This window comes from Mycobacterium sp. NGS27, assembly GCF_059813005.1.
Map to the genome: position 1 here is coordinate 368,636 of NZ_JCALDT010000004.1, position 19,629 is coordinate 388,264.

Below are 19,629 nucleotides of genomic sequence, written 5' to 3' on the forward strand. Positions count from 1 at the left end.
CGCTCGAAGCCGAGCGTGAAGCCGGCTTCACATTCGACGCCGAGACGCCGATTGCGCCCCCAGACTCGGCCCCAAGAATCCACCAAGGATTCGGCGAGGCCGGCATTCGATCCTTCTCTCGTACCGCTGAGAAGAGGAGTCGACATGTCGCTACTGGGCACTTCACTGACCCAAGGTTGGGCGCCGATCACGGCTCAGATCGTCGCGCCGATCGCGCTGGGACTGGCCGCCGGGTGGCGCTCGCGGCGTTGGCGCCTGTTGTGGCTGCCCGCCGCCGCCGTCGTCGGGGTGATCACGGCCCTCGGGGCGCATTCCTTCATCGCCGACGGCGCCAGCAAGTCGGCACCGGACGCGCTGTACGTGTGGATCGGGCTGGTCGGAATGGCGACGGCGGTGCCGATCCTGGGCTGGCGCGGCGCACGGTGGTGGCGGCGCGGTCTAGCGATCCTGGCCGTGCCGCTGTGTCTGCTCTGCTCGCTGCTCGTGCTGAACCAGTGGATCGGCTACTTCCAGACCGCGCAGAGCGCGTGGGACCAGTTCACCTCCGTTCCGCTGCCCAACCAGGCGGACAAGGCCACCGTCACGACGCTGGCCGCGAAGGGCTCGAAGCCGCCGCACGGCAACCTGGTGCCCGTCGTGATCCCCGATGACGCATCGCATTTCACGCACCGCGAGGAACTGGTCTACCTGCCGCCGGCATGGTTCGCCAGCTACCCGCCCCCACAGCTGCCGACGGTGATGATGATCGGAGGCATGGTCAACACTCCCGCCGACTGGGTGCGCGCCGGCGGCGCGGTGGACACCGCCGACGCTTTCGCGGCCGCCCACGGCGGCAACTCACCGGTGCTGGTGTTCGTCGACCCGGGCGGGGCGTTCGACAACGACACCGAATGCGTCAACGGAAGCCGCGGCCAGGCGGCCGACCACCTGACCAAAGACGTTGTGCCCTACGTGGTCTCGAACTTCGGGGTGAGCCCCGACCCGTCCCGGTGGGGCGTCGCCGGCTGGTCGATGGGCGGAACGTGCGCGGTGGACCTGACCGTCATGCACCCCGACATGTTCAGCTCGTTCGTCGACATCGAGGGCGACCTGACCCCCAACGCCGGAACCAAGGAACAGACCATCGCCACCCTGTTCAACGGCGATGCCGACGCATGGGCGAAATTCGACCCGACCACGGCGATCACTCACCACGGCCGCTACACCGGAGTGTCCGGTTGGTTCGCCGTCTCGTCGGGTGGCTCACCGCGTCGCGACATCACGACCGTCGATCCCGCCGCGATGGCCGTCGCCGGCCGCGCCGCCGCCGCCGACCCGGGCAACCAGCCGGCCGCCGCGGCTTCCTTGTGCCAGCTCGGGCGGGCGAACGGCATCGACTGCGCGTTGATCACCCAGCCCGGCAAGCACGACTGGCCGACGGCCGGCATGGCGTTCGCCACCGCGCTGCCGTGGCTGGCCGGACAGCTGCACACCCCGGGCGTGAGCCGGATTACGTTGCCCGGCAATGCCTCTCAGCAGGCGCTGTGATGATGCTAGCCGCGCGGCAGGCCGAGCACCCGCTGGGCGATGATGTTGCGCTGGATTTCGGAGGTGCCGCCGGCGATGGTCCCGGAGAAGCTGCGGGCGTAGCGCTCGAACCAGCTGGCGAAGTAGTGGTCGAGGTTCATGTGCGCGTACGGCCCGGTCAGTCCGGGGTGCACAAGCCCGTCGGATCCCGCGGATGTCAATGCGAGCTCCATGCCCCGCAACTCCGCTTCGGAACCGAGCAGCTTGAGCACCGAGATCGCGGCCACGTCATCTTCGCCGCGCGCGGCGCGGGCCAGGGCCGCCGAGCCCAACAACCGCAGCGCCTGCCTGTCCATGATCGTGGTGGCGTACGGGTCGCGCTCAACCTCGGTGCTGGGGTGAAAGTCGTCGATCATGTTCTCCAGGCGATCGGCGAAACCCAGCCACATCATGGTGCGTTCGTGCCCCAGCGATCCGTTGGCCACCCGCCAACCCTGGTCGAGTTCGCCGACCAGGTTTTCGGCCGGCACCCGCACGTCGGTGAAGAACACCTCGTTGAAATCCAGATCGTCGGCGCCGCAGATCGACGGGAACGGACGGCGCACCAGCCCTGGCGTGTCGGTGGGGATGATGAGCGCGCTGATTCCCTTGTGTTTCGGCACATCTGGGTTGGTACGGACGAACGTCAACAGAACGTCGGCATCGTGGGCCCCCGAGGTCCACACCTTCTGGCCGTTGACCACGAAGTGATCGCCGTCCAGCACCGCGCGGGTGCGCAGCGAGGCCAGATCGGAGCCGGCGCTGGGTTCGCTCATCCCGAGCGATGCGGTGATCTCGGCCCGCAGGATCGGCACTGCCCAGCGCCGCTTCTGCTCGTCGCTGCCGAACGACAACAGCGACGCGCCAACGATGTTCACGCCCTGCGGGTTGAAGCTGTGGTAGATCCGGCGGCGGCTGAGCTCCTCCAGGTAGACGAACTGCTGGATGACCGACGCGTTACGACCGCCGAATTCCGGCGGCTGGCTGGGCAGCAACCAGCCGTTGTCGAACAACAGCCGCTGCCAGTCGCGCGCCCACTGCGGCATGTGCGAGACCGACCGGGGACGCTCGAGCGTTTCGCTTGCGGGAGGCAGATTTTCGTCGAGGAACGCCGAGAACTCCGCCCGGAACTCCTCGACGGCGGAATCAAAAGTCAGCTGCACGGTATTCCTCCGCTATCCGCGCCCGGTGCTCCGCCGCGCCGCCGAGCATCAGCTCGCCCGCTTTGGCCCGTTTCAGCGCGAACTGCAGGTCGTTCTCCCACGTGAATCCCATTGCGCCGTGCAGTTGTAGGCCGTGCCGGAACACCAGCGACTGGCACTCCCCCGCCGATGCCTTGGCCATTGCGGCCGCCAGCCGGCGGCGGGGATCGTCGGCCGCGATCGTCAACGCGGCGAAATACGCCAGGGCCCGCGCCCGTTGGATGGCGACGTGCATGTCGGCGGCCTTGTGCTGGACCGCCTGGAAGGAACCGATAGCCACGCCGAATTGCTGTCGGCTGGTGACGTGCTCGAGCACCAGGTCGAGTATGCGTTGGCAGGCACCGACCATGGTGATCGCCATGCCGGTCAACGCGAAATGGTGCGCGCGCTCGGCGTCGACCGTCAGGCGCTCGGTGTCGGGCACCCGAACCTCCGCGAACGACAGATCGGCGACGTGCAGCACCGGGTCGAACACCGCCGAACGCCGGGCCGCCACCTGACCGGACTCGACCAGGAACACCCCGGCATCGGTCACCACCGCCAGCCGTTCCGCGCGGTCACCGTCGAGCACATGGCGCGCGGTGCCGTCCAGCACCCAGCCCTCGGCGTCGCGGTGCGCCGCGATGCCGCCGTAGACCGCGGTGCCCGACTGGTGTGGGTCGAACCGGTCCGCGGCAAGCGGTGCGAACTGGCTCATCGTCGCCAGGAACGGGGTGGGGTCGGTGGCGCGGCCGAGCTCTTCGAGCACGATGGCCAGCTCGACGGCGCTGTCCGCATCGCTGAGCTCGGTCCAGCCCTGGTCTACATACGATTTCCACAGCGGGCTCGGGTCGACGCCCTCTTCGGCAACGCTGCGCACCAGCGACGGCGGGCACTGCTTGGCGACGGCGTCGCGCACGGTGTCCTGCCACAGTCGTTGATCAGCATCGAACTCCAACAGCATCCGCGCCGCCTCTCGTCGTGACTGTCACGTGAGAATAACATTCTCGGTTGCGGAAGTAATAATCTCTGAATCGGCGTATGGCGTATCGATGCAGGCCATGGCTGCTACGCGGGGGCTCGCGCACCGTCGACGAGGCCGCCGGCGGCATTGTCCCAGCGGTCCAGGTTGACGAACTCGGCGAGCGGGCGGCGGCGCAGCGGCCCATGGTTGCCCTTGGGCCACCCGACCACGATGTGACCGGCGATCATCCAGCCGTCGGGTATACCGACGGCATCCCGCAGCAACTGTTCACCGCCGTACGAGGCCCAGCTGGTCAAGCAGGCGCCGAGCCCCTGGGCGCGCGCGGCCAGCAGAAAGTTCTGCATGGCGGGAAAGATCGAACCGCCCAACAGCAGTTCCGACGCCGTCGGGTAGTGCTCCTGGGCGAAGAGGACCGAGGTGAATTCACCGGCGCGGTCGTGCAATTCGTACGTCGCGCGGTAGGTGCGGGCGCGGCGGCCGTTGTCGCCGTCGGCGGGCCGGCTCATCCCGTAGACCGGCTCGATCACCTCAAGCGCGTGGGCCGCGGCCTTGGCCACGACCGCTCGCTGCTCGGGCGACCGCAGCACCACGAAACGCCAGCCCTGCGCGTTGGCGCCCGAGGGGGCCCACCTGGCCGCCTCGAGACATCGCGCCAGGGTCGCGTCGTCGACCGGCTCGTCGGTGAAGCGCCGGATTGTCCGGGCCGTCGACATCACTTCCCAGATGTCCGCGCTTGCTACGGTCACTGCTTCTCCTTCGTCCGGTTCCCTCCCGCAACCTAGCGCGCAGCCCGGCCGCGGGGTCAGGCGCCGGGCGCGGTGATGTCGTCGTCGCCCATCCATTGCACGAACCGCTGCAGGGGATACATCGCATCGTGCGGGCTGCCGAGCACGTGCGCATTCGCTGTTCCCAGCCGGCACAGACGTTGGGCCCCGGCACTTGCCAGCCGGTCCCGCAGCCCAGCCTTGCGTTCGTACGGGTAGACACCGATGGTTTGAGTGGCGACGTTGACGTAGCGGACCGCGTCCTCGAGCGAGGCAACCATGACAACGTTCGACGTCTTGTTGGTGGGCTGAAATTCGACCGGTCGATCCGAAAGGATCACCAGGCCACGCCCGTCGAAGCCGCCCCAGACCTCGAGGTCACCCATGGCCTCCATCACCTGGATCTCGTCGCGCACCTCCGACGGCGGTCGAGGCCCCACAGCCGAGGCGAAGTCGCGGTCCACGGCCAACCGCTGCGCCAGCGTGCCGCACAGCGATTCGACCTGGGGCCGTTCACCTTCCACGAACGCGAAGCGGCTGGCCAAGCAGGCCTCCTGGTTGAACACCGTGGTGTCGGCCGCTAGCCGATCGGCAACATCGGCGACGCGGTCTTCGGACTCGAACACCTCGCGTCCGATCATCGAAATCGAGGACTTCGGATCAAAGGAGATCAACTGGATTCCCGGGCCCAGGTACTGGATCACGTTGTCGATCGCCTCGCCGCCGCCCCAGGCGACGATCTTGTCGAAGTACTGCGGCCGGTAGAGCGCGCGCTCGATGGTGCTGTCGCCGCCCTGCCAGTAGACCGCCGACATCGATTGCACGACAGGGTGTTTCGGATCTATTTCGGCCATGGTGCGCAGCACCGCCACGGTGGTGAAGGGGTCACTCGACGGCATCTTGAACAGGTTGACAGCCTTGACCAGGGCGCCCTGTGCAATCGACGCGACGCATCCCGATGGGGCGTTGCCGGCGAGCATGTGCACCATTCGCGACGGGAACGCCCGCACCGCACCCTTGTTGCCGTACGGGTCGACCCGCTCGACCCATCCGTCCAGCGCCTCTCGATTGGCGAAATTGGAATCGACCATGCTCTCCAGGAGCGGCTTGGTCAGGTACGTCGGGGCCTGGCGATAGAGATTTTCAACGATGCGGCGCGGCAACGGATTGGTGGCCGCGATCAGTTCCAGGCAGCGCCGCAGGTGCGGGTTGCGGTCCAAGTTCAAGCGCTCGCCCAGTTCGGCCAGGAAGTCGATGATCTCGGCGAGCTTGACGTTCAGTAGCGGCGGCAGCCGCGACCGTGGCATGACGAGTGCGTCGAGATCGATGGCGGGAGTGACGAAGTCGGCACCCAGGTCTCGTGATCGGTGACGAACCACGTCCCCCTCGACCAGCGCGCCCTGGACGAAATGGGGCGCCGCCAACGTGGTCACGCGACGCCTCGGACATAGGCGTCGATGCCGCCCGCGCAGGTGATCTTGTCACCGCCCGGCAGGTCGGCGTAGCGCGTGATCTCGCGGCCGACCGTCGGGCCCTGGTGCCCGCATGCGCACTTTCCAAAACTGACACTGACCCGGTCCCCGCTGATCACGCCACCCCAGCGACCCTCGATCGACGCGTCGAAAAATGCTGCCCGGGCCTCGATCTCGCCATCACCAGGCTCGAGTAATCTCTCACCGGCCGTATCCAGCGGCAGGAGGATGACCCAGGGTGAGACGTGGTACCGCTCGGCGTGACACAGCGGGAATGTCGCATTGATCTCGCGCATGCTGTACGCGTGATACAGCCGCTCTTCGGTGACGTTGAACGTCTCCATCACGTACTCGCGGTAATTGTCCGGTAGCGCAGCGCCTTTGAGTCCGCCGGCGACCATCATGGCGTTATTCGGATTGAAATCGTCGCCGCCGTGCCCTGCGCTACGGATGCCCTCCGCGATCTGATACAGCGTCGCGAACATGCCGGTTGCGAGCAGGGGCAAGTCGCGGGCACCGATGACTGCGTCAATTGCCTTCTTGGCGGAGATGTCCATATCGTTCGCGCGCTGAGTGGCTATGCGCTCGAACTCGGCGATCTCGCTGGGACGCGCGCTGCCGTCGGTGAGTTTGCGGCGCAGCGTGATGATGTCCACCATCGATCCGACGGTGATCGGCTCGCCGTCGCCGAACTGGTAGGGCGGATACTTCGACGAAAAGCAATCGACCATCGTCTGACGGATCGCGTCCTCGCGAGGGGCGGCGAATTGTGGCCCCAGGCCCAGGAATTTGCGGTCCTCACCGCGGGCGATGCCGGTGGCCCACAGCAGTGCCTCGACGTTGATTTGCGCCGAGAGTTCGATGTCACCCTCGGTGCACGACAGCATGGCCGGTTTCCCGGTGGTGCCGCTGGAACAGGAGAGGTAGTGACCGACGCTCTCGAGTTGCTTGATCCAGTCGTCCAGCGTCTGCACACCGCCGACGTCGAGCCCGGCCACGTCGCGGGTGGAGACGGTGGCCAACCACTTGCCCATGCGGTCCCACTGACCATCGTTCAGCCAGCCTTCGGCATAGGTCTTGTAAGTGGTGTGGGCGAAAAGCAGCGGCACCAGATCGCTGGGCCGCTTGATCTGTCGGACGCCACCGGATTCGGCGCGGTTGGCCAGCAGCGGAATGCGTTGGGCCTGCGCCTCAAGACGCTCATTGGCCGCCGCCAATTGCACGGGCAGCAGTTCAGTGGGCTCGATGTCGAAGCAATCCTTCGCCCCGACCAACTCGACCAGCCGCTCGGTCGCCGATGTCATCGGTGGCTCCTCTCTGACCGCACCGTCATTAAGTACACGTCACTGTATATTATTGTTCCGATTCGGTCGAGGCGAAGACCACCCGTCACGGGTGCGCCGCTACCTGATCGTGCCCGGCTTGTTGGCGGGCGATCCGTCGATCGTGGATCCTGACCAGCTCGCGGAAGCCCAACCGCGGATATTGCGGGACGGGTTGAATTCCCCACTGGTCCTTGGCCGTGTTGATGCCCGCTCCTTCGGGCGCGCCGCTGATGGGCGGCCCTGGGAACGGGTATGGGTATTGGCATTCCAACGATTCGTTGCTGTAGCGCACCTTCATCAGCTCACTGCAGATGTCACGAAAGCCCAGGGTCGGGTACCCGTACCAGATCGCCAAGAACGGCAGGGTGAATCCCCCTTCGGCCACCAGCCCGATCAAACAAACCATGATGCCGCGTCGCAGCCACTTGTGCAGGCGCGCATACTCTTTGGTGGTTCCGGATGGCAGTTCGTCAGCGTTCACCGATTCATCGGGCCTATTGCGCGCGTCCGCCGATGTGGTCATTGGCGCATCCCTAATCCGTGAAAATCTCGCGATTGACGGTGTGCAGGTAGGGGATCGCCAGGAAGGGGGTGATGTACATGATGTCGTAGATCCACCACCCGAGCACCGGGAAAACAACCCCCGAATAACGGACATCGGCATACACGGTCATGTTCATCACGTAACCGACCCAGATGACGACGCCGAACCAGCACGTAACCAGTAGCCACTGGTGGCCCCACCGCTTCATCTGCAGGAAGGCGATGGCCGCGGCGATCCGCATGGGAAACACGGTCAGGATGAGCGCGACTTCCCAGCTCTTTTCGCCGGGTGCGCTCGCGCCGCCGATCCACAGTTGGTTGTAGTGCCAGAAATATCCGGCGTCAAAAGCGTTGCCCCACGCCGTATACAGGACGCGGTAGATGAGGGTGTGATTGGCAACCATGTCCAGGATCCAGCCCTGCAGGTTGAGCCCGGCATCGAGTATGACCAGATATCCGATCAAGGTGACCATGATCGGGCGCACTGACAGCCCGGATTTCAATGCCCGTCGAAGCAGTGTCAACCCGTAGAGAAACAGCGGCAGACCGAAAATGCCGGGCACGTTGGCCCCCATCAGCAGCGTTCCGGCGATCAGCCATTTGTCGGCCCGTCGTTGCGCCATTCGGCTCTGTCTGATTTGCTCGTCAAGCGACACCGGCCCGGCACCTGCCGAGGCGACCACGGCATTGCGCCTATTACCGGAAAAGCGTTTGATCACAGGCGGGTTCATCGTCAAACCTACCAGTCCCGCGTCGCCCACATCGACAGTTGGATTCCGAACATCAGCAGCAGGTAGTCGTAGATGAAGATCTGAAAGGCGATTAGAGCTCGCCTTCTGCGGCGTTCTGGGTTCATGGTTGTCTGGCTCCCTTCTCAACCGGTCGATGGATTCTTCGGACTTCCGTTTGTCGGAGGGTGGAGGTACCGACTAGAAGGTGCCAATGCCGCGCAGGACGTAATACCAAAACCCCACCAGCGCAGCCGCTGCGCCCCATCCGAGACCGAGTCGTACCAATTCCTGCCACACAGTTGACCCTCCGATCGATCACTGACGCCCGGTCGACTTACAGGGCCCCAAGCCCATGGCGGGTAGTCGCGACGAACTCATCGAGTACACGACCGCGTGCCGGCTTGGAGTCGTGATTGGTGACGAGCAGCGCATAGAACCCCATCAGAAAGAAGAGCGCACTGTTCTCGGGGTTTGCCTCTGCACGGACGACCCCCTCGCGTTGAGCCCGGGCGATCTGCTGGGCGACGTGCGCCACCAATGGATGGTCCGCGGGCTTGCCGAATCCAGGTGGCCGGGTCTGCGAAAAGTGCAGTGCCAGAACATCTCTGAATAGCCGGGTGCCAAACCTGGACTCGGCCGCAAGTACCAGGCGCACTACCTCCGCGAGGGTCGCCCATACGTTGGGCGCCGCGGCGACAAAGCGGTCCAAGTCGCCGGCCAACCGGGTGACCAAATCTCGCTCAATCTCCTCGAGAACGTGTTCCTTGGTGGGGAAATGAAAATAGAAGGTTCCGCGGGCGACCCCCGCCGCCGAGATGATTTGGCCGATATCCGCGTCCGCCATGCCCGAGCGTTTGAACTCCGCGATCGCCGCGTCGTAGACACGTTGGCGAGTCTCGAGTCGCTGCGCTTGGCGTCCGCGCGGCTTCGCTTTGGTTTGCATTCTCATCGAAGCCATCGTGACGCCCGTCATTGACAAATGTCAATGACAATTTTCAACGAAACGCCGCGGCACCTAACCGCCGGCGTACAAGCGGCACCGATCGGCCAGCGTGGTGGCAAGCCATCGTGGGCGGGAGAACATCACGTCATGGCAGGCGTCGACGCAGATCATCGTGTCGACCCCGCCGAGGGATTCGATCGCGTCGAGCTGCTGGCGCACCGACAGTGCCCGATCGTCCAGCGTCATGATCCAGGTCCGCGGCACCTCGCCGGGCAGCTCGCTGCGGTCGACCCGTTCGAAAACGACATTGGGTGACTCCATGCAGAGTCGGGACAGGGTCAGCACGCGTTGCTCGCGCGTCATGCCGTTGCAGAAGGCGTAACGCGCCAGCGCTCTGGGCATGGGAAACGACCTGTGCAGCCGGCCCGCCGACCGCGCCAACGGGGCCAGGGGCCCGCGCAGTGCTTGCACCACAGACGAACCCTGCGGCGGCACGAAAGCCGCCAGCAGAATCATTTCCCGCACTCGCGCGGCCCCGAGCTTCGCCACGATGCCCGGTACCGTCAGCCCAGCCATCGAATGCCCCACGACCACAACATCACCGAGGCCGGCGTCCTCGATATCGGCGATCGCGGAGTTCACCCAGTCGGCGGTTGTGACGGCCGTCAGATCCGCCGGCCGGCCGCCGCGGCCGGGTAGATCGACCGCGAGGACCGGCAATTGCGGTGTCTGCCGGGACAATTCGGCCACTGTGAGATCCCAGCAATCGGCGGCATGCGCTCCGCCGTGCACCAGTACCAGCCCCGGCCATGCCATCGCGAATTCAGCCCCGGCGCAGTATGCCGCGTAAAAACAGGTCGACGGCGTGTTGTAGGTGGCGCTCGTCCTCTTCGGCGTCGCGGTAGATGCCGCAGTCCGCCAGCCGCGCGGGCAAATGCTCGACGAGCGCGATGAAGTGGCCCGCGGCCAGTTCTAGATCGTCCACCTGGATGACCCCGGCCTCCTGGTGGTGACGAAGCAGGTCCATCACCTGCCGATGACGCGGGGACCAGGTCATGGAATGCGCGCTGACCGCGAATTCGGGAAACCGTGCCGACTCGTTCATCGCGATCTGCTTCAGGCGGACGATGTCGGGATCGATCGCCCGCGCGAGACCCGCGCGCCCGATCGCGACGAGGGCGGCCCGCAGATCACCGCCATCGAGTTCCTCGGCGGCTTCGCGTTCCGTTCTGCGAGTGAGGGCCCAGGGGATGACGTCCAGGAAGACCGCACGCTTGTCCGGATAGCGGGCGTAGAGAGTGCGCCGGGTGATGCCGGCCGCCTTGGCGATAGCGTCCATGCTGGTGCCGTCGTAGCCGTGCTTGACGAACGTCGCGACGGCCGCCTTGCGCAGCTTTTGTTGCAGCTTCTTGGCTTCGGCGTGCGTTGGTCGCCCACGCCGGGTTGTCGTGACCACGGAAATATACATTAACGTGTAGATATCCGTCGGCGCGACGAAAGAGGTCAGGGCCACCGTGACCAGCACGCAGTCATTCATCAACGGCGAATCGGTGCCCTCTGCGGACGTCTACGACAACATCGATCCGGCAACCGGAAGATCTCTCGGCCCGGTGGCGCGCGGCGGCAGTGCTGAAGTGGATCGCGCCGTCCGGGCGGCGCGAGCCGCATCGAAGAGTTGGCCGGACACCTCGCCGGAGGCGCGAGCAACACTGTTGACCCGAATCGCCGATCTCATCGATGAGAACCGTGAGCGGTTAGCCCGATTGGAGAGTGAGGACACCGGAAAACCGCTGCGCCAGGCACGCGCCGATGCCGGCGTCGCTGCACGCTACTTCCGCTTCTACGGCCACGCCGTCGACTCCTACTACGGCCAAACCATCCCGCTCTCAACGGATCTGCACGTGTACACCCGGCGCGAGCCGTTCGGCGTGACCGGTCACATCATCGCGTGGAACTATCCGATGCAACTGCTCGCCCGTGCGGTCGCTCCCGCCATCGCGGTGGGCAACTGCGCCGTGGTCAAGCCCGCCGACGAAACACCCAGAACGGCAGTGGAACTCGCCGCGCTAGCGGTGCGGGCCGGCTTGCCGCCGGGGGTGTTCAATGTGGTGACCGGCATCGGCGCCGAGGCCGGCGCGGCGCTGGCCGCGCATCCCGGTGTCGACCACCTCGGCTTTGTCGGATCGACCCAGATTGGATCGATAGTTGCTCATGCCGCCGCCGACCGCGTGATCCCCACGACGCTCGAGCTAGGCGGCAAGTCCGCACAAATCGTCTTCCCCGACGCGGATCTGGCTCGCGCCGCGGACTCGATCGCGAAGGCGATCCTGCAGAATGCCGGGCAAACCTGCTCGGCCGGCTCGCGCCTGCTGGTGCACGACGGGATTCATGACGCCGTGGTGGGCACGGTCCAACAGCATCTGTCGTCGGTCACGGTTGGGCCCGGGATCGAGGACCACGACCTCGGACCGCTGATCTCCCGAAAGCAGCAGCACCGGGTGCAAACCATGCTCGCCGACAACGTGAAAGGCGAAATCCTCTGCGGCGGTGGCCCTCCGGACGACGCGCGACTGGCGGACGGCGCTTACTTCTCGCCCACGATCATCGACGGCGCCGATCCCGCATCGACGATCGCCCAGGAGGAGATCTTCGGCCCCGTGCTGACGGTCAACCGGTTCGCCACCGAAGAGGAGGCGATCGAGCTGGCCAACGGCACCCAATACGGCTTGCTGGGCGCGGTGTGGACCGCCGACCTCTCGCGCGGGCATCGGCTGGCGGCACAGATCCGCGCGGGCCAGGTCTACGTGAACACCTACGGCGCCGGCGGCGGAGTGGAATTGCCGTTCGGCGGCTTCCAGAAGTCCGGCTATGGCCGCGAGAAGGGGTACGAAGCCCTCGACACATTCAGCGCCACCAAGACCGTGGTCGTTCGCCTTTGAAGGAGGAAAACATTGGATCGCGAAACCTATCAGCGCGGACTCCACATCCGTTCCGAGGTGTTGGGCGAAGAATACGTCAACCGCGCAATGGCCGACGCGGATGACTTCACCCGGCCCCTGCAGGATCTCGTCACCGAGTACTGCTGGGGCGCGGTGTGGGGCCGTGAGGAACTGCCACGTAAAACCCGCAGCATGCTCAACCTGGCGATGATCGCGGTCCTCAACCGGCCCAACGAATTGCGGATGCACGTCAAGGCGGCGCTGACCAACGGTGTAACCCGCGAGGAAATTCGCGAGATCTTTTTGCAGGTGGCCATCTACGCCGGCGTACCCGCGGCCGTCGACAGCTTTCGCATCGCGCGCGAGGCGTTCGCCGAGCTGAACGAGTCATGACACTCGGGTTCATCGGGCTTGGAAACATGGGCTTTCCCATGGCTGGCCGCCTGATTCGGGACAAGCACGACGTCGTCGCCTTCGACGCGCGTGGTGAGGCCCTCGAGCGCGTCGTCGCGCTGGGCGCCCGCCCGGCGTCGTCACCCCAGGAGGTCGCCGACCACGCGGAAACGGTGCTGGCCAGCCTTCCCACCCCGGGAGCGTCGCTCGAGGTGGCAACCGGTCCGGCCGGCGTGATCGAGGGCGCGCGGGTGCAGCGCTACGTCGATTTGTCCACTGTCGGAAGCCAAATGGCGGTGCAGATCCATGGCCTGCTCGCGCGGCGCAACATCGTGGCGATGGACAGTCCGGTCAGCGGCGGCGTCAGCGGCGCCGAGAAAGGGACCCTGGCGCTCATGGTGTCCGGCCCACGCGGCGAATTCGACGCCGTGCGAACCACACTCGAAATCCTGGGCCGGCCGGTGTATGTCGGCGAGAAGCCCGGGTCGGCGCAGACGATGAAGCTGGCGAACAACATTCTTGCGGCAAACGTTTTGACCGCGACCGCTGAAGTCGTCGTGATGGGCGTCAAGGCCGGACTCGACCCCGGCGTGATGATCGAGGTGCTCAACGCCGGATCGGGTGCGACGAGTGCAAGCCGCGACAAGTTCCCCCGGGCGATCCTGCCGCGCACTTTCGACTACGGCTTCGCGACCGGGCTGATGCTCAAAGACGTGCGCCTTTACCTCGACGAAGCGAGAGCACTGGGCGTCCCCGCCGAAGTCGCCGAGACGATCGGCCGGCTGTGGGAGGCGCTCGCCGACGATGAAGGGCCCGCCTCGGATTTCACGACGGTGATCAAGCCGTTCGAGCGGGCGGCCGGCGTCACGGTGGGCGGCACGTCGGAGTAGCCCGCCGAGGTGATCCCCCGTCGTGGCGAGCAATCCGCATCGCGGGTGTCCCCAAGCGGAGAATGGTATTATCCGGAAACAAGAACCCGACTTGCCCAATAGACCGCAAAACGTCCTCTACCTGGGGCGATGATTAAACGAAATGCTTACCGGAAACCCATTGATGGACAGCCGCAGAAAATGTTAGATTGGCTATCATATGACCTCGCACGGCCGGCTTTGGCCGCCGTAGCCGAAGGGTGGCCCTGGTGATCACACACGCTGACGGAAGCAGCACACCGCTGATCGATGCGAGCGTGCACATCTTCTTCCCGTCCAACAAAGCGCTCCGGAAGACCCTGCGCGAGCCGTTCAAGAGCCGCGGCTTTCCCGATTACGAGATGGACTGGTACGGCGCACCCGGCGGCGAGTACGCACCCAACACCGAGGGTCCCGACGGACAGTACCCCGGATCGGATCCGGATTTCGTTGCCGATGAACTGTTTTCGAAGCGCGGGGTCGATGTGGCGGTGCTGCATCCGATGGCGCGCGGCATCATGCCGGACCGGCACCTGGGCAGCGCGCTGCATGCCGCCCACAACGAGATGATGGTGTCGAACTGGCTGGAGTCCGGCCAGTTCGGCGAACGGTTCCGCGGCACCATCCGGGTCAACCCCGATGACATCCCCGGCGCGCTACGCGAGATCGAGAGATGGCGCGCCCATCCTCGGGTGGTTCAGATCGGCGTGCCGCTGCAATCCCGCGAGCTCTACGGAAAACCGCAGTTCTGGCCCATTTGGGAGGCCGCCGTCGATGCCGGGCTTCCCGTCGCTGCGCACATCGAGGTCGGGTCGGGCATCGCGTTTCCGCCGACGCCGAACGGGAACACCCGGACCTACGAGCAGTACGTCAGTTTCATGGCGTTGAACTACCTGTATCACCAGATGAACATGATCGCCGAGGGTGTATTCGAGCGGTTCGACGGCCTCAAGTTCGTGTGGGGCGATGGCGCCGCCGATTTCATCACGCCGTTCATCTGGCGCATGGACACCTTCGGCCGGCCGCACCTGGAGCAAACTCCATGGGCCCCGCGGATTCCCAGCGACTACCTGCCCGGTCACGTGTATTTCGTTCAAGGCAGCCTCGATGGGCCCGGCGACGTCGAATTCGCCGGTGAATGGTTCGGCTTCACCGGCAAGGACGACATGGTGATGTTCGGCTCGAGCTATCCGCACTGGCAATGCGGCGACGTGAGCAAGCTGCCCAGCGCGTTGTCCGCCGAGCAGCGCGAGAAGCTGTGCTGGCGCAACGCGGCGCAGCTCTACGGCATAGACATTCCCGCCGGGGTGGGCGCACAGTAGAAATATCGCGAAAGACTGAGGAGAACCAGATGACGCTGACCCATTCGCAGGAGCGGGTTCCCGCTACCGAGCGCATAGCCGTCCGCTGCGTCGACTCGGATGTTCATCCCGCCCCCAAGCGCGGAGAGTTGCTCCCCTACATCCCCGAGCCGTGGCGCAGCAAATACTTCCTCACTCGCTCCGTTGGCGAGCAGATCTACTACGACGCGCCGGACTATGCGCACTCCTACGCGATGCGCGTTGACTCGTTCCCGGCCAACGGTGAGTTTCCCTGCAGCGACCCGGATTTGGCGTTCCGGCAGCTGATCATGGAGGCCGGCTCCGATATCGCGATCCTGGAACCGGCGGCATATCCGGCGCGCCTTACCGAGGCGCAGCACGCGATGTCGGCCGCGTTGAACGACTGGCAGGCCAATCACTGGCTGGACAGCCACAACAACTGGCACGAGCGGTGGCGCGGTTCGATCTGCATCGCCATCGAAGAGCCGGAAGAGTCGGTGCGTGAGATCGAGCGCTGGGCCGGACACCCCTTTATGGCGCAGATTTTGATCAAGGCCGAGCCGCGGCCGTCCTGGGGCCATCCGAAGTACGACCCGATCTGGGCGGCCGCCACCAAGCACGACATCACCGTGAGCTGCCACCTGTCGCGCAGCCAGTTCGATGAGCTGCCGATCCCGCCGGTGGGCTTCCCCAGCTACAACCACGACTTCATGGTGACCTACTCCCTGCTGGCGGCCAACCAGGTGATGAGCCTGATTTTCGACGGAGTCTTCGACCGATTCCCGACGCTGCGAATCGTGTTCGTCGAGCATGCGTTCAGCTGGATACTGCCGCTGATGTGGCGGATGGACGCGATCTATGACGCGCGCAAGTCGTGGCTCGACATCAAGCGCAAGCCGTCCGAGTACGTCAAGGACCACATCAAGTTCACCACCCAGCCGCTGGACTACCCGGAAGACAAGACCCAACTGACCCGCGCACTGGAATGGATGGAGTGCGAGAAGATTCTGCTCTTCTCCTCGGACTACCCGCACTGGACGTTCGACGACCCGCGCTGGTTGGTCAAACACCTGCCCAAATACGCCCGCGACGCGGTCATGTACAAGAACGGCATCGCCACCTATCACCTACCCGAGACCGTTCCGGTGCTCGAGGGTCAGACCCGGGTGCTCTGAGTTGACGGAAGAAACCAAGCGGCCCGAGCCAAGACTCGCCCAGGGCCGCGAGCATGTCGTCGCAACCGTAGACGAAATCCCTCCGGGCACACACAAACTGGTTCCGATCGGGCGACACGGCGTCGGCGTCTATAACGTCAACGGCACGTTCTACGCCATCGCGAACTACTGCCCCCATCAAGGCGGCCCGCTGTGTTCGGGACGAGCCCGCGGGCGCACGATCGTCGACGAGACCGCGCCGGGCGACTCCGTCATGGTGCGCGACCTGGAGTACATCTACTGTCCCTGGCACCAATGGGGTTTCGAGCTGGCGACCGGCACCACCGCGGTCAAGCCCGAATGGAGTATCCGTACCTATCCGGTGCGCGTCGTCGGCAACGATGTTTTGGTTCAGGCCTAGCTACAGGAGAATCGGGTGCCTGCTATCGAGATCAACGGGGGAAATGTCGTCTACGAAATCCTCGGTGACTCTGGCGATCTCATTGCCCTGACGCCGGGCGGAAGGTTCAGCAAGGAGATCCCCGGCCTGCGTCCGCTGGCCGACGCCCTGGCTGCCGGCGGATATCGAGTGCTGCTGTGGGACCGGCCGAACTGCGGCGCGTCCGATGTGCAGTTCTACGGGCAAAGCGAGTCGCACATGCGCGCCGAGACGCTGCACAAGCTGGTGACCGGCCTGGGCTTCGAGCGCTGCATTCTGGCCGGAGGGTCCGGCGGCGCAAGGGATTCCATGCTGACCACGATGCTTTACCCCGAGATGGTCACCAAGCTCGTGGTGTGGAACATTGTCGGCGGCACCTACGGCACCTTCGTGCTCGGTTCCTTCTACATCATCCCCAGCATCCTCGCGGTGCGTGGCACCGGCATGGACGGCGTGGTGAAGGTGGCCGAATGGCGCGAGCGCATCGAGGAGAACCCTAATAACAAGCAGCGGTTCCTCGACTTCGACAAGGATGAGTTTCTCAAGCTCATGCTGCGCTGGCTCAACGCCTTCGTTTCTAAGCCGGGACAGACGATTCCGGGCGTCGAGGACGAGATGTTCGACCGAATCAAGGTCCCCACGTTGATCATCCGCGGGGGCGAGAACGACATGGACCACCCGAAGCGGACTTCCCTGGAAGTCAGTTGCCTGATCAAGGGATCGAAGCTGATCGATCCGCCCTGGCCCGAGGACGCCTGGGAACGCGCGTCCGAAGACCGCGCGGCCGGCCGGGTGCAGCATTTCAACATGTTCGACACCTGGGTGCAGGCGGCGCCCGCGATTCTCGAATTCCTGGGCTCGTAATGGGGCGAAACGGTGCATTACCTGGTGCGGATGTGGACCTCACAATTGAGCGACGCCTCCAGCGCCGTGTGCACACGGCTTTCCGGAATCCGTTCGAGGTCGGACTCTCGCAGCGTGACGTGGACGATGTCGAACCCGTCATCGCCGGGCGTGCGCTCGATGTCACCGGTCAACCCGAACGCGGACAGCACCCCGTGCGCGTCGTCGTCAGTGCCCCGGCTGACAAAGGTGATCACACCCGGGACCGGCCCGGCGCCGAACACCTTGGCGCACAACTCGATAGCGGTGCTCCTGGCCGTCTCGCCATCTTCGGCCTCGATGAGCAGTTCAACCTCGCGACGACTCGCCGGCAGGGACGCGAGGTCGTTGTCGACCACTCCGACGCCGGCCTCGGCCGCAGCCTCGAGGAGAGCCGCCATGCCGTCACGTAGTTGCGCAGGCGCGAGAACGGTGTCCGGGTCGACGTTGACACGCACCACGGCAGTTCGCATGTGCGCAAGCCTAACCAAGACGATGGCAGGCCAGCTGTGAACACCACTGAAACCACCAACATCACCACCGCCAGCGCACCCGGGTGCACGCCGCGGCTGCTGATCGAGCAGACCGGTCGGGAAGACCTGGCGGCCTATCGAAAGCTCGGCGGCTACCGTCCACTCGCCGATGCCGATGAATTGCTAAGCGAGGTCGAATCGAGCGGACTGGTCGGGCGCGGGGGTGCGGCGTTTCCGCTGGCGGTGAAGCTGCGGGCGGTACGCGACAACGGACGCTTGATGGGTGTCCCCGTCGTCGTCGCGAACGGCGAAGAGGGAGAACCGGCTTCGATCAAGGACCGCTGGTTGCTACGGAATCGCCCGCACCTGGTCCTGGACGGGCTGCGGCTCGCCGCGACGATGGTGACCGCTGACCGCGCCTGCATCTACGTCTCCGACCCGGAATCGGCACACAGCGTCGAAGCCGCGTTGAACGAGTTGGGCGCCGAGACGCTCGGCGTCACGATCGACATGCTCACCGTGCAACCGGGATACGTGGCCGGCGAGGAGACCGCCGCGGTCCGGGCCATCAACGGCGGCCCCGCCAAGCCAACGGACAAACCACCGCGGCCCTTCGAGGCGGGAGTCGACGACCGGCCCACGTTGGTGAGCAACATCGAGACTTTGGCGAACCTGCCCTATCTGCAAAGCCACGGCTCGGCTGATTTTCGGTCGCAAGGCACGACGCTGTCGCCGGGGACCTTCCTGGCCACCATCACCGGAGGCGGTAAGCCGCCGGTCCTCTACGAGCTTCCCCATGGACTGGCGTTCACCGATTTACTTGGCTTGCACGGCGTTTCGCCCGGCGACGTACGCGGGGCGTTGATGGGCGGCTACTTCGCCGGTCTGCTCAACCGTTCTGTGTTGGAGACGACCCTGGACCACGAGACGATGCGGCGTGTCGGTAGCGGCCTTGGCTGTGGCGCGATCTCGGTGATCACCGACGACTGTCCCGTCGCGGTGGCGGCATCGGTGCTCGCGTACTTCGACCGCGAAAACGCCGGGCAGTGCGGCTCTTGTTTCAACGGGACGGCGGCGATGGCCGCGGCCGCCGGGGCGCTGCGCGACGGCGCTGCGACGACAGAAGACGTCCAACGGTTGCGCCGTTGGTCGGTGCTGCTGCGTGGACGCGGCGCGTGCGCGACGCTGGATGCCGCGACCAACGTTGCCGCCAGCCTGCTCGACCAGTTCCCGGACGAAGTCGGTGTGCATCTCGACGGCAGGTGCCCTGACTGCGCAGACGGCGCGTTCCGCGCGGACCGCCCCTACGAGGCGGAACCAGTGAGGCAAGCATGAAAATCCGTCTGGACCGCACCATTTGCGACGGCTTCGGTATCTGCGCCAAGCACGCGCCGGGATACTTCTCGCTGGACGATTGGGGATACGCATCGCTCATCGGGGACGGCACGGTGGCGGAGCCGGATCGCGACGCGGTCATGCGGGCTCTGCTCGACTGCCCCGTGCACGCCATCACCGAGATCGGTCAGCGCACCAACCGCGCTTCTCAGCCCCCGCTCGCCGACACCGAGGATCCGGCCGAACACCTGAAAACCGAAGAGAACGAGGCGGAGTGGGGATTCACACGCTGAGG

21 protein-coding genes are annotated in these 19,629 nt (G+C 65.3%); 10 read left to right on the forward strand and 11 right to left on the reverse strand.

The features are described 5' to 3' along the window. Window positions 1-144 precede the first annotated feature (144 nt). A complete protein-coding gene (locus tag AC5Y30_RS13245) occupies window positions 145-1,527 on the forward strand; it encodes an alpha/beta hydrolase (RefSeq protein ID WP_499918699.1) in 1,383 nt (460 codons plus the stop codon). 5 nt (window positions 1,528-1,532) lie between these two features. Here AC5Y30_RS13245 and AC5Y30_RS13250 read toward each other — a convergent pair whose 3' ends face one another. The 10 genes from AC5Y30_RS13250 to AC5Y30_RS13295 all read right to left on the reverse strand — a co-directional run bounded on the left by AC5Y30_RS13250 (window position 1,533) and on the right by AC5Y30_RS13295 (window position 10,957). Further along, a complete protein-coding gene (locus AC5Y30_RS13250; RefSeq protein ID WP_499918701.1) occupies window positions 1,533-2,708 on the reverse strand; it encodes an acyl-CoA dehydrogenase family protein in 1,176 nt (391 codons plus the stop codon). Further along, complete coding sequence (locus tag AC5Y30_RS13255) at window positions 2,692-3,690, reverse strand: acyl-CoA dehydrogenase family protein (protein WP_499918704.1); 999 nt, start codon at window positions 3,688-3,690, stop codon at window positions 2,692-2,694. Before AC5Y30_RS13255 ends, AC5Y30_RS13250 begins: the two co-directional genes overlap by 17 nt. A gap of 104 nt (window positions 3,691-3,794) precedes the next feature. Further along, window positions 3,795-4,424 carry a nitroreductase family protein gene (locus tag AC5Y30_RS13260; protein WP_499919022.1) on the reverse strand — a complete coding sequence of 210 codons (630 nt, stop codon included), beginning with the start codon at window positions 4,422-4,424 and terminating at the stop codon, window positions 3,795-3,797. A gap of 89 nt (window positions 4,425-4,513) precedes the next feature. Then, window positions 4,514-5,908: an acyl-CoA reductase gene (locus AC5Y30_RS13265; RefSeq protein WP_499918707.1), complete on the reverse strand. Its 1,395-nt coding sequence runs from the start codon at window positions 5,906-5,908 to the stop codon at window positions 4,514-4,516. Beyond that, on the reverse strand, window positions 5,905-7,251 hold the full coding sequence (locus AC5Y30_RS13270; protein WP_499918708.1) for a hypothetical protein: 1,347 nt from the start codon (window positions 7,249-7,251) through the stop codon (window positions 5,905-5,907). Before AC5Y30_RS13270 ends, AC5Y30_RS13265 begins: the two co-directional genes overlap by 4 nt. Window positions 7,252-7,336: 85 nt before the next feature. Further along, on the reverse strand, window positions 7,337-7,795 hold the full coding sequence (locus tag AC5Y30_RS13275; protein WP_499918709.1) for a hypothetical protein: 459 nt from the start codon (window positions 7,793-7,795) through the stop codon (window positions 7,337-7,339). A gap of 10 nt (window positions 7,796-7,805) precedes the next feature. Further along, complete coding sequence (locus tag AC5Y30_RS13280; RefSeq protein ID WP_499919024.1) at window positions 7,806-8,438, reverse strand: hypothetical protein; 633 nt, start codon at window positions 8,436-8,438, stop codon at window positions 7,806-7,808. 442 nt (window positions 8,439-8,880) lie between these two features. Further along, complete coding sequence (locus tag AC5Y30_RS13285) at window positions 8,881-9,489, reverse strand: TetR family transcriptional regulator (protein ID WP_499919025.1); 609 nt, start codon at window positions 9,487-9,489, stop codon at window positions 8,881-8,883. Between the two features lie 72 nt (window positions 9,490-9,561). After that, window positions 9,562-10,305: an alpha/beta fold hydrolase gene (locus tag AC5Y30_RS13290; RefSeq protein ID WP_499918710.1), complete on the reverse strand. Its 744-nt coding sequence runs from the start codon at window positions 10,303-10,305 to the stop codon at window positions 9,562-9,564. A 7-nt stretch (window positions 10,306-10,312) separates the two neighbouring features. Then, window positions 10,313-10,957, reverse strand: coding sequence for a TetR/AcrR family transcriptional regulator (locus AC5Y30_RS13295; protein ID WP_499919027.1), 645 nt, complete (start codon window positions 10,955-10,957; stop codon window positions 10,313-10,315). Between the two features lie 46 nt (window positions 10,958-11,003). Between AC5Y30_RS13295 and AC5Y30_RS13300 the strand changes: the two genes are divergently transcribed. The 7 genes from AC5Y30_RS13300 (at window position 11,004) to AC5Y30_RS13330 (ending at window position 17,508) form a co-directional block, all read left to right on the forward strand. After that, on the forward strand, window positions 11,004-12,428 hold the full coding sequence (locus tag AC5Y30_RS13300) for an aldehyde dehydrogenase family protein (RefSeq protein ID WP_499918711.1): 1,425 nt from the start codon (window positions 11,004-11,006) through the stop codon (window positions 12,426-12,428). A gap of 12 nt (window positions 12,429-12,440) precedes the next feature. Then, window positions 12,441-12,821: a carboxymuconolactone decarboxylase family protein gene (locus tag AC5Y30_RS13305; protein ID WP_499918712.1), complete on the forward strand. Its 381-nt coding sequence runs from the start codon at window positions 12,441-12,443 to the stop codon at window positions 12,819-12,821. Beyond that, a complete protein-coding gene (locus tag AC5Y30_RS13310) occupies window positions 12,818-13,711 on the forward strand; it encodes an NAD(P)-dependent oxidoreductase (RefSeq protein ID WP_499918714.1) in 894 nt (297 codons plus the stop codon). The genes AC5Y30_RS13305 and AC5Y30_RS13310 overlap by 4 nt, the downstream gene beginning before the upstream one ends. A gap of 248 nt (window positions 13,712-13,959) precedes the next feature. Next, the gene (locus AC5Y30_RS13315; RefSeq protein WP_499918715.1) at window positions 13,960-15,051 is read left to right on the forward strand and encodes an amidohydrolase family protein; all 1,092 of its coding nucleotides are present in this window, start codon (window positions 13,960-13,962) and stop codon (window positions 15,049-15,051) included. Between the two features lie 29 nt (window positions 15,052-15,080). Beyond that, a complete protein-coding gene (locus tag AC5Y30_RS13320) occupies window positions 15,081-16,226 on the forward strand; it encodes an amidohydrolase family protein (RefSeq protein ID WP_499918718.1) in 1,146 nt (381 codons plus the stop codon). 1 nt (window position 16,227) lies between these two features. Next, complete coding sequence (locus AC5Y30_RS13325) at window positions 16,228-16,626, forward strand: Rieske (2Fe-2S) protein (RefSeq protein WP_064882584.1); 399 nt, start codon at window positions 16,228-16,230, stop codon at window positions 16,624-16,626. Between the two features lie 15 nt (window positions 16,627-16,641). Next, window positions 16,642-17,508, forward strand: coding sequence for an alpha/beta fold hydrolase (locus AC5Y30_RS13330; RefSeq protein WP_067133749.1), 867 nt, complete (start codon window positions 16,642-16,644; stop codon window positions 17,506-17,508). Window positions 17,509-17,525: 17 nt separating this feature from the next. On the opposite strand, the gene AC5Y30_RS13335 is transcribed toward AC5Y30_RS13330, so the two are convergent. After that, window positions 17,526-17,999, reverse strand: coding sequence for a hypothetical protein (locus AC5Y30_RS13335; RefSeq protein WP_499918720.1), 474 nt, complete (start codon window positions 17,997-17,999; stop codon window positions 17,526-17,528). Window positions 18,000-18,035: 36 nt separating this feature from the next. Here AC5Y30_RS13335 and AC5Y30_RS13340 point away from each other — a divergent pair, with 36 nt between their 5' ends. Both AC5Y30_RS13340 and AC5Y30_RS13345 read left to right on the forward strand, forming a co-directional pair. Continuing rightward, a complete protein-coding gene (locus AC5Y30_RS13340; protein WP_499918721.1) occupies window positions 18,036-19,334 on the forward strand; it encodes an NADH-ubiquinone oxidoreductase-F iron-sulfur binding region domain-containing protein in 1,299 nt (432 codons plus the stop codon). After that, window positions 19,331-19,627, forward strand: coding sequence for a ferredoxin (locus AC5Y30_RS13345; protein WP_499918723.1), 297 nt, complete (start codon window positions 19,331-19,333; stop codon window positions 19,625-19,627). Before AC5Y30_RS13340 ends, AC5Y30_RS13345 begins: the two co-directional genes overlap by 4 nt. Window positions 19,628-19,629: the final 2 nt, after the last annotated feature.

What these genes read in the sequence shown, in the direction of transcription:
- AC5Y30_RS13245 (WP_499918699.1), top strand. Translation starts at nt 145, where the DNA reads ATGTCGCTACTGGGCACTTCACTGACCCAAGGTTGGGCGCCGATCACG.
- AC5Y30_RS13255 (WP_499918704.1), bottom strand. Translation starts at nt 3,690, where the DNA reads ATGCTGTTGGAGTTCGATGCTGATCAACGACTGTGGCAGGACACCGTG.
- AC5Y30_RS13260 (WP_499919022.1), bottom strand. Translation starts at nt 4,424, where the DNA reads ATGTCGACGGCCCGGACAATCCGGCGCTTCACCGACGAGCCGGTCGAC.
- AC5Y30_RS13270 (WP_499918708.1), bottom strand. Translation starts at nt 7,251, where the DNA reads ATGACATCGGCGACCGAGCGGCTGGTCGAGTTGGTCGGGGCGAAGGAT.
- AC5Y30_RS13275 (WP_499918709.1), bottom strand. Translation starts at nt 7,795, where the DNA reads ATGACCACATCGGCGGACGCGCGCAATAGGCCCGATGAATCGGTGAAC.
- AC5Y30_RS13280 (WP_499919024.1), bottom strand. Translation starts at nt 8,438, where the DNA reads ATGGCGCAACGACGGGCCGACAAATGGCTGATCGCCGGAACGCTGCTG.
- AC5Y30_RS13285 (WP_499919025.1), bottom strand. Translation starts at nt 9,489, where the DNA reads ATGCAAACCAAAGCGAAGCCGCGCGGACGCCAAGCGCAGCGACTCGAG.
- AC5Y30_RS13290 (WP_499918710.1), bottom strand. Translation starts at nt 10,305, where the DNA reads ATGGCATGGCCGGGGCTGGTACTGGTGCACGGCGGAGCGCATGCCGCC.
- AC5Y30_RS13295 (WP_499919027.1), bottom strand. Translation starts at nt 10,957, where the DNA reads ATGTATATTTCCGTGGTCACGACAACCCGGCGTGGGCGACCAACGCAC.
- AC5Y30_RS13310 (WP_499918714.1), top strand. Translation starts at nt 12,818, where the DNA reads ATGACACTCGGGTTCATCGGGCTTGGAAACATGGGCTTTCCCATGGCT.
- AC5Y30_RS13320 (WP_499918718.1), top strand. Translation starts at nt 15,081, where the DNA reads ATGACGCTGACCCATTCGCAGGAGCGGGTTCCCGCTACCGAGCGCATA.
- AC5Y30_RS13335 (WP_499918720.1), bottom strand. Translation starts at nt 17,999, where the DNA reads ATGCGAACTGCCGTGGTGCGTGTCAACGTCGACCCGGACACCGTTCTC.
- AC5Y30_RS13345 (WP_499918723.1), top strand. Translation starts at nt 19,331, where the DNA reads ATGAAAATCCGTCTGGACCGCACCATTTGCGACGGCTTCGGTATCTGC.